Genomic DNA, 13,794 nt, shown 5'->3' on the forward strand with positions numbered 1-13,794 from the left:
TTTTCTTATACGCTTATTTTAAAACCAATCAAAAATCTTCCTAACTGAAAATTCTTCATTCTGATTGTTCAATCTTTTCATTTTTGAAGGTAATAAATGATGAGGACAATACCACGTTAAACAATTTATTGCGCCTCCCATTGTTGATATTTCTCCTACATGAATTTGAATAGCTTGTTTCTCCGTATGCTGTTGGATATATCGTAACACTTCCCTATCTTTAGCTAATCCAAACTTAGGAACGTAAATCGTATCACATGTTTCTAACATATTTATATACAACCCTTTTGCCGACGCTATTTCTTGATCATATTGCCCTTTCTCTGTATATGACGATGGCACAACTATAAATTCAGCTTCTGGCATTTGCTCTCGAATAATCTCTTGAACATTATATCTAAATTCATGATCCCCTAAAAAATCACTAATAAACATTGTGTGTTCATCAATAAATTTAACCATTCCGTCTGCATGTGCAAGTACGTCCCCTTCTTCAGCAGGAATAATAATAACTCGGCTCACATCCAAATCCCATTCCAGTTGCTCTATAATTTCTTCTTCCGTCCAATCATAATTATCATCAAATATGCGTTCCGTTACTATAACAGAATCTTTTTTATTCCAAATAAGATTTCCACCGTCTAATATCAATGGAGATTTCACATATTCAAAGTCATTCTTTTTCAGCCATTTATTAAATTGTTGATCTAAATATCGCCATTGATCTTTCGGTAAGTAATTTGGTTGATATTTGAATTTAACTAAATGATTTGTGACAACTGGTGCAACATCTCTTAGCCAAATATCGTCATACTCAAAAAAGCTTGTATGAAAGTCTCGCTCTTCAACAGATAAAGAAACAAGTTGATCAGTAAATGATTTATTTTCATTTAAGTATTTATTAAAATAAATCAGATCTTCATAAAATGGACGATAATATTCATTTGATTTATCTGGTATTGCAGTAAAAATAATTCCATTTTGTTTTTGTTCCATATTATTTACCTCGCTTTTTAATAATGGTTGAATAACTAATTTCACTATGCCAACTACTTCCCTTTTCATAACAATTTTCGAAACGTGCACATTTCATGAATGGATTATAGCACGGAGAAATATTATATATTTATATAAAAAATATAAAGCTGTGGTTGAGCGAAAAATTGACTCTTGACAGGGTTTTAAAATACAATAATAAAAATTCATATGAAAGTATGAAATTTAATAATAGAATCATAAGTCCTATCATTATGAAACTAGTTAATATTATTCCCTTCAATGTCCTTGTTCCTTTTTGCGAAAAATAAAACATGACAAAATAGATAAAAGTAACAATGTACCTATTTTGTCGGAAGGTTGCTGAATTTCAATCGATTACTTCAATTGAATCGGTTGTTGCTGTGTCACACAATGAATCATGCCACCATTTTTATAAAGCTCTCTCACATCAATACCAACTACTTTACGATTTGGATATAACTTCTGAATCGTATCGTTTGCGATTTTATCATTCGGATCATTATAATTAGGCACCAACACCACTGCGTTCCCAATATAATAATTAATATACGATCCCTTATAATCGAGAGCTTTTCCATTTTCTAAAATAACTTTCTCTTTACTAAGAGGTAAGTATTCATACTTATATTTCTGTCCTGACGCATTTTTTGCCTCTAACAATGTGTCCATATCTTTGTTCGATAACCCCCATTCGGCTAAGTCATCTTCTTTCATCGTTATAATGGTAGATTTACCATGGAATTTAGCAAATCCATCGATATGGAAGTCAGTAATATCTAAATTAGGTACTCCATCTAACCAAATAAAGTTTGATACTCCTAGGTCACTTATATATTTTTCAATTTCCTTTTCTGTTAAATCCGGATTTCTATTTTTATTTGTTACTGCACTTCGAGTTAATAAAGCAGTCCCATTACTGTCTAATTCAATCGCACCGCCTTCAAGGACAAATCCCCCCCAATCAATCCTCTCAATCCCTAATTGTTTACTAACATTTTCACGTATACGGGCATCATTTTTATAAGGAGTTTTCTTTCCCCAACCATTAAATTCCGGATCTAATACTTTGAGATTTTTATTATTGTCATAAACAAAAATCGGCCCACTATCTCTTGCCCATACATCATCAGTAGGAGCGACAAAGAAATCAATTTTATCCATATTCAGTCCTTTATCTATTAAAAGATTATTGATGCGCTCTTTCTCTTCCTCATCGTATGCAACAATATGGACTTTTTCACCCTCGGTTAAAGCACTTGCCATCTTAACCCAAATCGGTTCAACTTCCTGCTTATATTCTTGACCATATGTGTATTCATGAGGCCATTGCAGCCATGTACCTTCATGTTTATCTTTTTCATCTGGCATCGTATATTTTCCAACTTTTTTCTGTACCTCTACTTTTCCATTCTCTTTCCCTTTTACATTTTCATTACCACCTTCAAAAGAACAACCACTAAAAATCGCAGTGGATAATGTAACTATTAAGCAAAACTTTACTACTTGTTTCATTTTTCAACCTCCAGTTCTTATCTCCAATAATGTAAAGCTTCACATAGTGTGAAGCTCAAGCTTTTTCTCCAATGTAAAAATTACCAATTCTTCTTTGCATTCCTATCATTTAACTAACTATATATATTTATTCAACTACCTTCCTTACCTACTTATTTAGCACACTGAACTTTACGAAATAAAAAAATCGGTATTGATAATTACATATCAATACCGATTTTAAAATTATTCTTTTCCTTCAATTAAATCATTCGCCATTTTCCTAAACTCTTGATTAAATGAGTCATTCATACCATTTTGGACGTTAGAAAATAATATGACGAACGTTTTTTTATCCCAGTTAAAATTATTAAATGTATTCCAACCTGCTAATACGCCGTGGTTATGATAATAATCTGGATACGTATAGAAACTAAATCCATATTTTCTTGCAGGTGATGCAGTAAACATATCTAATACACTTTGTTTAGATAGCAGTTTTCCATCCATAATAGCCTCATCTAATCTTTTCATATCGTCAACAGTCGTATACATTTCACCACACCCATACAACCAGTTCATTTTTAAACGGGGTGCAACTATTAACTCATTATCTTTTCTCGTATAACCTTCTGCTAAAAAAATATCTTCAGGGAGAGTTGCACCCATTCCAGATTCATGCATTTCAGCAGGAGTCAAAATATTTTCTTTCACATATTCAGCGAGTGGTTTATTTGCTATCTTTTCTACAATATACGCAAGTACCATATAATTATAGTCTGTATATTTCCATCCTGTCCCTGCAGGAAATTGCAATTTTTGCGTTCCAATCCACGTTACTAACTTTAATCGTGACGCCGCATTCACCCTACCTTGTCCCTGATCTGGTAACCCGGACGTGTGTGTTAACAAATTTCGTAACGTAATGTTTTTATCTGCTGGAAACGATGGAATATACTTATTTACATTGTCTTCAATATTTAATTTCCCTTTTTCCTTTAGCTGCATAATAGATATTGCAACGACTGTTTTCGTAATTGAACCAATGCGATATTTCGTTCTTGGTGTTGTTACTACTTTATCTTTCACATTCGCATACCCATAACCTTTTCGTAAAATCACATGACCTTTACTAGCTACAAGAACACTCCCATTAAATCCTTTATCTTTTAAATATTGATCTAGTTTTCCAGCTGCAACTTCATAGCGCTTTTTCTCATTTGCATCGACTTCCTGCATATCGCCCTTTTGCTTACTATTTACATTAGAAAATACCTTTATATCATATTTCTTACCTTTATTTGCATGTATTAGTGCAACGACACTCCCACAAAAAATAGCAAAAATAAAGAAAACAATTAACCATTTCTTAAGCATAATAGGAACCCTCTTTTATCTAGTTTCACTTAACGCGCATCCATTCTATTCTATATCTGTTAATTTTCAAATACTTTATATTATTATCTATCTATTATTCACCTAAGTGAACTAGATTCCTTTTTCTCATATTCAGTTTTTGACTACTCTCTATTGTATTTCTTTCTTGCAAAATTTCCACCTTACAATCGGATACACCCTACTATAATTTCAATATCTTATGTAACATTTGTTACACATTATCAAAAAGGAGCTATAAACATGAAAAATACTGATAAACGCAATCGTTTAGATGATATGATGTTTCATTATAGGGTAACAAAAAATAATATAGTTTTAATTGAATATTACGGAAAACAAATTATAATATTAAAAGGAAATGCTGCTGAAAAATTTTTAAACAAAATAAATCATGCACATAACGATACAGAAAAACAACTCATTATGGCTAAAGTTACAGGCAATTTCAAAAGAGGCAATGAACACCAATGAAAACGAATCTCATTTGTATTTTGATTATACAACATATAAAAAAAGAAATGTCGCTCATTCGGCATTTCTTTAGACTTTCTTCATAAAAAATTTACATTGCTAACTTTCTTTTATTTTTTGTTTTTACGATATAAACTCACTGCCGAGATACTTAATAATATCACTATACACAACCACGCATACGTATACCCTTTCTCATCGACAATATAACCAAATAAAACAGGTGCAACAATAATTGCAACTTGATTGAATGTAAGTGCCAAACTAACTGTTATTCCAACAGATTCTTCACTTGCCAATTCAGCAACTTCGGCTATAAAAAGACTAAACCAACCAATTGAAAAGAAGCCTAACAATGCGCTTACACCATACAATACTCCACTCGTTACTGTATGTATGCTCATGACTAACAATAGAATCAAACCGATAGAAGCACAGACAGCTATAAGTAAAGGCGTATGCCGATTCCCCTTATAAAACAAATCACTAATAGCTGCTAATACAACACGGCCAATCATTCCAGAAAAGAACATCACTGAAAATACTGTTCCAGCTACAATAGATGTAATGGATTGTTCCCTTACTATAAATTTCATGAAGTGTCCAACTAACACCATTTGTAATGAAATCATGCAAATACCTGTGATATAAATTGAATACAACTCTCTTTTACATATCACTACTTTTAGCTCCGTCCAAAAAGAAATTTTAATATGTTCTTTCCCTACTTCCTCTTGAACATATGGCTCTTTATAAAACATAAAAAATAATAATCCTCCCATTATACAAATGCAGGCCATACTATTTATCGCGTAAGTCACATTATATTGTATCGTAAGAAAAGGTATTAACACTCCCGCTAACGCACCACCAATCGGTATACCGGCTTGCCTTATTCCCATTGCTAATCCTCGATTTTCTTTTGGGAACCATTTTATTATTACTTTACTTCCTCCTGGCTGGGAAACACTATAAAACATTCCTACTAATAAAAGTACAAATAACAGACCCTTAAATCCATTTACTATATTAGTTAGTAAAAACGAACCTCCTAGCAAAAATGAACTGATAGAAATTAATAATTTTTCATTATATTGATCAAGTAACCGACCGACAAAAAGCATACAAAATAACGGTCCAATATTTACAACACTTACTAACAATCCACTCTCCATATTCGTAAGCCCATATTTTTCTTTCCAAAATAAAGCGAAAGCTCCGACACCATATGTTATAAGCGTCGCGGTTGTTTGAGCAATCGTCGCAACAATTAACATCATCCATTTATAAGTACTATTCATCCTCTCTTCGATTAACAAAATAATCCCTCCCCTCTTTCATTGTATGAAAGTTCTGATATCATATAAAATAAAGATTCATCATATAATCCATCAAAAAAATTGATACCTTTTCGGAGGGATGATGCGTGGACATAAAAGATTTAACTGTATTTTACGAAGTTGCAAAGGAAAGTAATATTTCTCATGCAGCGAAAAATTTGAACTATGTACAATCAGGCGTAACAATGCGTATGAAACAACTAGAAAATGAATTAGGTGTACCTTTATTTTATCGTAACGGAAAAGGTGTAACTTTGACTTCTAACGGTGAGATTTTATTAACATACGCCAAACAAATTATCCACTTAATGGATCAATCTATAAAAGCGGTTCAAAGTAATGGAACTGATCCTAAAGGCACTTTGAAAATCGGGTGTACAGAATCTACAACCGCGGTAAGGCTACCATCTATATTAACGGCCTATTATGAGAAATACCGAGAAGTCGAATTGATTTTAGAAACAAATACGACCGAACAACTAATTAGGCTTGTGTTAGAACGAAAACTAGACGGAGCGTTTATAGCAGGATCTACTCAGCATACTGAACTTCATACAAAAGTATTTCGTGAAGAAGAATTAGTTCTCATTAGTAAAAAAACCTTATCCTCTCTTAAAAATATAGAAGATATGAATTTACTCGCTTTTAGTCACGGTTGCTATTATAGAAGTTTATTAGAAGACTGGCTTCAAGAAAAAGGCATCTCGCCTAAACGAGTATTAGAGTTTGGAACAATTGAAGCAATACTCGCCTGTGTAAAATCAAATATGGGCGTAGCAATTATGATGAAATCTATATTAAATGGTCATGCACATAACTTATCATTTAATCCTTTACCTAATAGATTCAAAAAAGTTCCTACTACTTTTGTTACTAGAAAAGATATATATCACTCAGCTGCATTACAAAAATTTATGGAGATGATTTAACAATGCGTGAAAAGAAAATACGTGGGATGAAGCGTAAAACAAACACGATGATAAAGCGAATTGAAGAACATACAAAAACGTTCCCTTCTGCTTTCTATAACGATGAATATTGGTATATGCCCTTACCAGTTTCCCAAGCCTTTATCGATTCGTGTAAAACACCTAGAAAAGTAAAACGATTATGTATACAAACTCTATTAAATCAAACAAACCATTTAATATAAATAAAACCGAGCGATACACATACATATCGAGTTGTTGTTTTGATTTCTATAGAAAGGTTGTGGGATTCTCAAATCATTATATTTAAAAATGAGGGGTACTTTCATAATTTCTTTAATAGAAATAGTGAATTTCAAAAATGGATTCCACTTTCAAATAAGATTGATTTTTGGGAGACATGGGAAATTTCAATTTCTCCTCCCTTACAAACATTGCACTTTCAAGAAATCATTTATGATGAGGATACAATCGATGAAAAAGAGATTTGGTTTATTGGAGAATTAACTTAAAAGGGGTACTTTACTTCTATCACCTAGCATAATAAAAAAGGTATACCTAAAACAATGGTATACCTTTTCACCTATTTATTTTTCTTTTAACACACTATGTAATCGATCAGGATAATTTGTAAACATTCCTGTAGCACCCCATTTAATTAACAATCTCATATCTGGTTTCTCATTAATTGTATAAGGATGTATTAACAGTCCATTTTTCCTAGCCATTTTCATATATGACTCATTGATAATTAAATCTCCGTTATCATTACGTAAGTTTGGCCCAATACCAACTGCATACTTTTTAATTTCTTGAAAATCTTCATTCGTTACACTTTTCGGTTCATGTGTAATACCAGACCATTCAACAATCTCATTATTTTCATTTGGATAATACCAAAGCAGTTGAACTAACGGAATATTTTTATTCATACTATGAATCTTTGTTAAACTATCTTTACTAAATGATTGAATCATAACACGGCTAGAAGACATGTTTTGACCTACTAAATTATATTTATTTAATAAAGCTAATAATTTCTCTTCCATTCCTGGATACACATCTGGTGATTTTGTTTCAATGTAATACTTCATGCTTCTTCCGTACTTTTGGAAGATTTCTTCAAGAGTCGGAACTTTTTGACCAACATACTCTCTCTTAGCCTTTTCTGGATAAGCTTTATTGAACCAAGATCCTGCATCTAAGCTCTTTATTTCACTTAATGTTTTATCTCGTACTTCCCCTGTTCCATTTGTAGTACGATCAACTGCTGTATCATGCATTGCAATCAACTGGCCGTCCTTAGTTAACTGAATATCTAACTCCAAATAATCCGCTTTCATTTTTTTCACAAGATCATAAGAAGCAAAAGTATGCTCCGGTGCATGTCCACTTGCTCCGCGATGTGCAATGTTTAAAAACTTATTCGTATTCCATTCATGCTTCCCTTCTACTTTCGCATGAACTGCTCCCCCAGCAAAGATACTTCCCGTCATAAAGAAAATAACTAACACGCTAATAATTTTTCTCATCCTTCTAACCCTTCCTACGTTGCAAATTTCAACAAGTTAATGAGATTTACACGAAATAGAAGATATACTTTCATTATTTTTATAAGCTTATATTAAAATTCCAATCTTACAAATACAATTCCCCTATAATTTTACTATACTATTTATTTTCCATATCCCTCCTATTCACATGTAACTCCTTATTGATTACAGTTCATCAATAAAAAAAGCCATAAATTATTTAGAGGACACTTCTGTATCCCTAAATAAATTTATGGCTTATCTCAAATATCTCCGGCCTCGATTAACTTGTCGAAATTAATCATACCAAACCTATTAAAATTTGTGAATATTATTTTTTCAGTAAAGTGAAGCATATAAGACAATGCTTCCGTAATTATTTAAAAACCACATAATAAATTACTCATTACCTCCCCCAATATTACATCTGGATTTACCACTGCTTTTTCCGAACGCCATCCAATAAAGCCATCTGGTCTAATTAGTACAACTCCTTCATTCTCTATCCCATATAATTCACGAAAAACATTTTCTTGAGTAATAAAGTCTCCTCTTAAACCAACGCTGTAAACTTTTATATTTATTCCTAATTTAGATGAAACATCAAATACAGCTTCAGCCCAAGTACTATTTTCTACTTCAGTAAGTAATACAAAATTGTTATCGAATAAGTCTAATATAGAAACTTTCCCCCCTTCATACATTCCAAAAAAATGAGGTGCTCGCGTTCCAGGTCTTCCGTTCAAATTTATGATATCCATTCTATGTGGATTGGATGAGTCATCTATTATTGCTTTTGAACAATACTGATACCCAACAGTTACAGCTAAACCATCCATATTATTCAAACTGCCTTCTTCTCTATTCGCAGCACGGAACAATAAACTACTCGCATACTCCGTCGTTAATTTTGCAACAGGATATCTCTCTTCATAATATGTTTCTAACAATTTTGGGTTTGCTTTCCCTTTTATAACAGCCGCTAATTTCCAAGCTAAGTTATGTGCATCTTGTATGCCTGTATTTGAACCAAATCCTCCTGTTGGCGGCATAATATGTGCTGAATCACCAACTAAAAAGATTCGATTATCTTGAAATTTCACGGCTGTACTTTCGGTCGCTTCCCACGGTAAAACACTTACTATTTCTGACTCGATTTTTGTACTTCCAATTGCTGTTTGAATGATTTGTTTACAACGTTCTATAGTGAAATCCTCTGGTCGCTCTCCTTTTAACGGATCGTAGGATACATGGTAAATCCATCTTCTTTCGTTATCAACTGGAATAAGTGCACCAAGAACTTCCGAATGAAGTACCATAGTAAAACCAAATGCATCTCCCTGTATAAACTCACTTAAATCCGCTTCAAAATAAATATTCATATAATAACCACCGATTGTACCTCTTCCCTCGGTACGTATCCCTAGCTGCTCACGTATTTTACTTTTTGCCCCGTCCGCTGCAATTACATAGTCACAATGAATAATACTTTCTTCTTCCGTTTCACGATTCCGAATCGTCGCTATTACTTCGTGCTCATTTTGTTCATAAGAAACCAATTCATGATAAAAAGATAAGTCTCCGCCTAATGTTCTCGCTTTTTGTAACATCATCTCTTCTAAAATAATTTGATAACAAGCCATTTGTTTTGATGGACTAATCTCTTCTATTTTTTGAAGTAACTTTTCATCGTTTCCATACTGAGTCGCCCTCATTTGTGCCAATTCTTCCTTATCGGCCTCTGCTATTGTATGAACTGCTATTCTTCCTCGGCAATTTTCTAACGCTTTACCCGCCAATTTAATTCTTTGTTCTAAACCCAATTCTCGAAATAACTCCATCGTACGAAAAGTGATTCCACCTGCTTTCGGGTGAATTGCAGTAGACTGATGCCTTTCAAGCAGTAAATAATTAATGTTATGTTTTGCAAGGAATAGCGCAGATGCTAATCCTGATAATCCTCCTCCAACAATTAAAACTGGTACGTAATTCGATTTCATAAATTTACCCTCCACATCATTGTTCTGAGCTCAGTGATATAAATATAATCAAAAAAACAACAAAGATATAGACTTATATTTCATTTTAAATTATCATATAGATAGATTACGCCCCAAATTACTTTTACTTTTTCATACATCTATAATCTGATTGAATTATGCATGTATGAAAGAGTAAAACGAAAGAACTCACTTTATTAGACACTAAAAGAATAAAAACATGATAAGCGGTCGTAACCCTGTATAACTTATAGGGTTACGACCGCTTATTTTTTTAAAAAAACCTTATCCTTTATCCTCTGTAAACAACATATTATGAAATCCTTTTCTATTCCCTCTCATTTTCAACACATAAAATTTCATTCGTCTCGATTTTCTTTCCCAATATTGCAGCTCATACAACAATCATGTAGCATTACCGTATCGATGTAATGGTCCATCATCTTAAACCTTTCGACTAATTTTTTGGAGGTAAAGTGATTGAAATGAATAAACAAGAACAATTAAATGTTATAAAAAAAGATTTTATTGATTCTCAAAAAGTATTATTGGCGATTGGCGATGAAACACGTCAAGCTATTTTGTTCGTTCTCATGGAAACGGAATGTCAAACCGGATTACGTGTAGGAGAAATTACGAAAAAAACACACCTTTCTCGACCAGCGGTATCACATCACCTAAGGATTTTACGAGAAGCCGGTATTATTTTAATGCGAAAAGAAGGTACAAAAAACTTTTATTATATTGATATACGTACAAAATTAGGCTTATTAAAAAAACTTGTATTAGATATTGAAAAGCTATTGCACAACTTTTATTGAAGTTTGGAGGTATAAGAAATGAAAGCAATGATAATTGATAAATACGGAAAAATTCCAATGCGTATGGCAGAGGTACCTACTCCTGAAATAAATGAGTATGAAGTGCTCGCAGAAATTCATGCAGCTAGTATTAACCCGATTGATTTTAAAATACGCGATGGAAAAGTGAAGATGTTACTTAAATATGAAATGCCCCTAATCCTTGGGAATGACTTTTCCGGTGTCATCGTAAAGGTTGGATCAAAAGTGACTCGTTTTAAAGTCGGCGATGAAATATATGCACGTCCAAGAAAGAATAAGATTGGTACTTTCGCGGAATATATAGCCATTCATGAGGATGATATAGCTTTAAAACCAGTGAATTTAAGTTTTGAGGAAGCGGCGGCAATTCCTCTCGTTGGCTTAACATCCTATCAAGCACTACATGACATCATGCACTTACAAAAAGGACAAAAGATATTAATTCACGCTGGATCTGGTGGTGTTGGTACTTTCGCAATTCAGTTAGCAAAAATAATGGGTGCTACCGTTACAACAACTGCTAGTGAAGCTGGTGCCGATTTAGTAAAGTCTCTTGGCGCAGATGAAATTATTAATTACAAAACAGAAAAATTTGAAGAAATACTAAAAGATTATGATGCAGTATTTGATACAATCGGCGGGACAACACTCGAAAAATCATTCAATATTATAAAAAGCGGCGGCAACATCGTTTCCGTTTCAGGAATGCCAAATGCTCGTTTCGGTAAAGAATTTGGTTCCGGATTTTTTAAAACATTCTTATTTTCATTAGCAAGTAGAAAACTTACTGCACTTGAAAAGAATTATAATGCGCAATATTCATTTTTATTTATGAAGCCAAGCGGCGATCAATTACGTACTATCGCAAAATATATTGAAGCTGGTGAAATCAAACCGGTAATCGATCGAGTTTTCCTTTTTGAAGATGCTCAAAAAGCAATGGAATATTCGGAGGCTGGAAGAGCAAAAGGAAAAATAATTGTAAAAATAAAATAATAACAAAGACTCCATTTTCTTAAAATGGGGTCTTTATATTTACTGTTAAATAGACATAGTGCAGTGAAGTCCTTACAATAGATTGCAAGGGGAAATATCATATTATACTTTTAGCTAATTTTACAAAGAATATATACGTACAAATACATAATAAAAAATAAACAAGGAGGAGATAAAATGACTAAAAATAATGAAGCTGGTTGGAATTTAAATAATAGTTATACGACTTTACCACAATCATTTTATACAGAAATCCCCCCTACTCCCGTAAGTTCACCGGAGCTAGTTAAACTAAATCATTCACTCGCAATATCTCTTGGCTTTAATCCTGAAGAATTGAAAAAAGAAATTGAAATTGCTGTTTTTGCTGGCAATGCACTCCCAGAAGGAGCTCACCCATTAGCACAAGCATATGCCGGTCATCAATTCGGACATTTTAATATGTTAGGCGACGGTCGTGCGCTTTTAATAGGTGAACAAATTACTCCTTCAGGTAAACGTTTTGACATTCAGCTAAAAGGTTCTGGCCCTACTCCGTATTCACGACGTGGTGATGGTCGCGCTGCACTCGGTCCGATGCTACGCGAGTATATTATTAGTGAAGCAATGTACGCTCTTGATATTCCAACTACCCGCAGTTTAGCAGTTGTCACAACTGGCGAGCCAACATACCGTGAGACAAAGTTACCTGGAGCAATTTTAACTAGAGTCGCTAGCAGTCATATACGTGTTGGCACATTTCAATATGCTGCAGCTCGCGGTTCTATCGAGGATCTTCAATCACTAGCTGACTATACGATAAAAAGGCATTATCCAGAAATTGAGGCTCATGAAAACCGATATACTGCATTACTACAAGAAGTCATAAAGAAACAAGCAAGTCTCATCGCTAAATGGCAACTTGTTGGATTTATCCATGGCGTAATGAACACTGACAATATAACAATTAGTGGAGAAACGATTGATTACGGCCCTTGTGCATTTATGGACAATTACGACCAAGGAACTGTATTTAGCTCTATTGATACACAAGGTCGCTACGCATATGGGAATCAGCCATATATGGCCGCATGGGACCTGGCGCGATTAGCAGAATCTTTAATACCGATCCTACATGAAGATGAAGAGGAAGCATTAAAGATTGCTCAAGATGAAATTTCAAAATTTAGCGTACAGTATGAAAACCAGTGGTTCCTTGGAATGAAAAAGAAATTAGGACTATTTAGCAACGAGGAACAAGATCACTCGCTTATTGAGCAACTTTTAAAAATGATGGAGAAATTTAAAGCAGATTACACAAATGCATTCCGTTCATTAACTCTTAATACGATCGAAAATACAGCTCTATTTGAAAGTCCTGAATTTAAAGAATGGTACAAACTATGGCAATCTCGATTAGAAAGACAAGAAGAATCGAAAGAAAACGCCTACGAAATGATGAAAAATAATAACCCATCCATCATCCCAAGAAACCACCGCGTAGAAGAAGCACTAGAAGCAGCTGTCAAAAATGACGACTATAGCGTAATGGAGAAACTTCTTGAAGCGCTATCTAATCCTTATGCGTATGCTGCAGATCAAGAAGAATACTGTGTTCCACCTGCGCCGACGAATCGTCCTTATCGTACTTTTTGTGGGACTTGATTGTTTAATATATAAAAAGGTGTGTTCATACAAATTGTGTGAACACACCTTTTTTATACCCTCGCCTCTGCTATTTCTTTAACCAAAAACATAATCCACTCTATTTCAATGAGCTTAATCACAACTCTACT

General features: G+C 33.6%; 11 protein-coding genes and 1 pseudogene. 6 read left to right on the forward strand and 6 right to left on the reverse strand.

Annotation, left to right across the window (positions count from 1 at the left end):
- Positions 1-18 precede the first annotated feature (18 nt).
- The 3 genes from ACXVYO_RS07565 to ACXVYO_RS07575 all read right to left on the reverse strand — a co-directional run bounded on the left by ACXVYO_RS07565 (position 19) and on the right by ACXVYO_RS07575 (position 3,888).
- Positions 19-996, reverse strand: coding sequence for an agmatine deiminase family protein (locus tag ACXVYO_RS07565; protein WP_458466524.1), 978 nt, complete (start codon positions 994-996; stop codon positions 19-21).
- A 378-nt stretch (positions 997-1,374) separates the two neighbouring features.
- Positions 1,375-2,532, reverse strand: a complete 1,158-nt coding sequence (locus ACXVYO_RS07570; RefSeq protein ID WP_458466525.1) for an agmatine deiminase family protein — start codon at positions 2,530-2,532, stop codon at positions 1,375-1,377.
- A gap of 225 nt (positions 2,533-2,757) precedes the next feature.
- The gene (locus ACXVYO_RS07575; RefSeq protein ID WP_458466526.1) at positions 2,758-3,888 is read right to left on the reverse strand and encodes a serine hydrolase domain-containing protein; all 1,131 of its coding nucleotides are present in this window, start codon (positions 3,886-3,888) and stop codon (positions 2,758-2,760) included.
- A 261-nt stretch (positions 3,889-4,149) separates the two neighbouring features.
- Between ACXVYO_RS07575 and ACXVYO_RS07580 the strand changes: the two genes are divergently transcribed.
- Positions 4,150-4,380: a hypothetical protein gene (locus ACXVYO_RS07580; protein WP_458466527.1), complete on the forward strand. Its 231-nt coding sequence runs from the start codon at positions 4,150-4,152 to the stop codon at positions 4,378-4,380.
- A 110-nt stretch (positions 4,381-4,490) separates the two neighbouring features.
- Here the strand turns inward: ACXVYO_RS07580 and ACXVYO_RS07585 are convergent, their stop codons facing one another.
- A complete protein-coding gene (locus ACXVYO_RS07585) occupies positions 4,491-5,681 on the reverse strand; it encodes an MFS transporter (RefSeq protein WP_458466710.1) in 1,191 nt (396 codons plus the stop codon).
- A 125-nt stretch (positions 5,682-5,806) separates the two neighbouring features.
- On the opposite strand from ACXVYO_RS07585, the gene ACXVYO_RS07590 reads away from it, so the two are divergent.
- Together ACXVYO_RS07590 and ACXVYO_RS07595 are read left to right on the forward strand one after the other, a co-directional pair.
- Complete coding sequence (locus ACXVYO_RS07590; RefSeq protein WP_458466528.1) at positions 5,807-6,649, forward strand: LysR family transcriptional regulator; 843 nt, start codon at positions 5,807-5,809, stop codon at positions 6,647-6,649.
- A 2-nt stretch (positions 6,650-6,651) separates the two neighbouring features.
- Positions 6,652-7,161: pseudogene (locus ACXVYO_RS07595) on the forward strand (DUF3916 domain-containing protein).
- A gap of 75 nt (positions 7,162-7,236) precedes the next feature.
- On the opposite strand, the gene ACXVYO_RS07600 reads toward ACXVYO_RS07595, so the two are convergent.
- Together ACXVYO_RS07600 and ACXVYO_RS07605 are read right to left on the reverse strand one after the other, a co-directional pair.
- Positions 7,237-8,181 (reverse strand): glycerophosphodiester phosphodiesterase, encoded by a 945-nt coding sequence (locus tag ACXVYO_RS07600; protein WP_458466529.1) that lies wholly within the window; start codon positions 8,179-8,181, stop codon positions 7,237-7,239.
- 380 nt (positions 8,182-8,561) lie between these two features.
- Positions 8,562-10,181 (reverse strand): FAD-dependent oxidoreductase, encoded by a 1,620-nt coding sequence (locus tag ACXVYO_RS07605; protein ID WP_458466530.1) that lies wholly within the window; start codon positions 10,179-10,181, stop codon positions 8,562-8,564.
- 476 nt (positions 10,182-10,657) lie between these two features.
- Between ACXVYO_RS07605 and ACXVYO_RS07610 the strand changes: the two genes are divergently transcribed.
- The 3 genes from ACXVYO_RS07610 (at position 10,658) to ACXVYO_RS07620 (ending at position 13,663) form a co-directional block, all read left to right on the forward strand.
- On the forward strand, positions 10,658-11,002 hold the full coding sequence (locus tag ACXVYO_RS07610; protein WP_073515812.1) for an ArsR/SmtB family transcription factor: 345 nt from the start codon (positions 10,658-10,660) through the stop codon (positions 11,000-11,002).
- An 18-nt stretch (positions 11,003-11,020) separates the two neighbouring features.
- Positions 11,021-12,019: an NADP-dependent oxidoreductase gene (locus tag ACXVYO_RS07615; RefSeq protein ID WP_458466531.1), complete on the forward strand. Its 999-nt coding sequence runs from the start codon at positions 11,021-11,023 to the stop codon at positions 12,017-12,019.
- Between the two features lie 177 nt (positions 12,020-12,196).
- Positions 12,197-13,663: a protein adenylyltransferase SelO gene (locus tag ACXVYO_RS07620; RefSeq protein ID WP_458466532.1), complete on the forward strand. Its 1,467-nt coding sequence runs from the start codon at positions 12,197-12,199 to the stop codon at positions 13,661-13,663.
- The last annotated feature ends 131 nt before the right edge of the window (positions 13,664-13,794 follow it).

This window comes from Bacillus sp. BC08, assembly GCF_054326875.1.

Coding starts and splice junctions, on each gene's coding strand:
- ACXVYO_RS07565 (WP_458466524.1), bottom strand. CDS start 996: ATGGAACAAAAACAAAATGGAATTATTTTTACTGCAATACCAGATAAA.
- ACXVYO_RS07570 (WP_458466525.1), bottom strand. CDS start 2,532: ATGAAACAAGTAGTAAAGTTTTGCTTAATAGTTACATTATCCACTGCG.
- ACXVYO_RS07575 (WP_458466526.1), bottom strand. CDS start 3,888: ATGCTTAAGAAATGGTTAATTGTTTTCTTTATTTTTGCTATTTTTTGT.
- ACXVYO_RS07580 (WP_458466527.1), top strand. CDS start 4,150: ATGAAAAATACTGATAAACGCAATCGTTTAGATGATATGATGTTTCAT.
- ACXVYO_RS07585 (WP_458466710.1), bottom strand. CDS start 5,681: ATGAATAGTACTTATAAATGGATGATGTTAATTGTTGCGACGATTGCT.
- ACXVYO_RS07600 (WP_458466529.1), bottom strand. CDS start 8,181: ATGAGAAAAATTATTAGCGTGTTAGTTATTTTCTTTATGACGGGAAGT.
- ACXVYO_RS07605 (WP_458466530.1), bottom strand. CDS start 10,181: ATGAAATCGAATTACGTACCAGTTTTAATTGTTGGAGGAGGATTATCA.
- ACXVYO_RS07615 (WP_458466531.1), top strand. CDS start 11,021: ATGAAAGCAATGATAATTGATAAATACGGAAAAATTCCAATGCGTATG.
- ACXVYO_RS07620 (WP_458466532.1), top strand. CDS start 12,197: ATGACTAAAAATAATGAAGCTGGTTGGAATTTAAATAATAGTTATACG.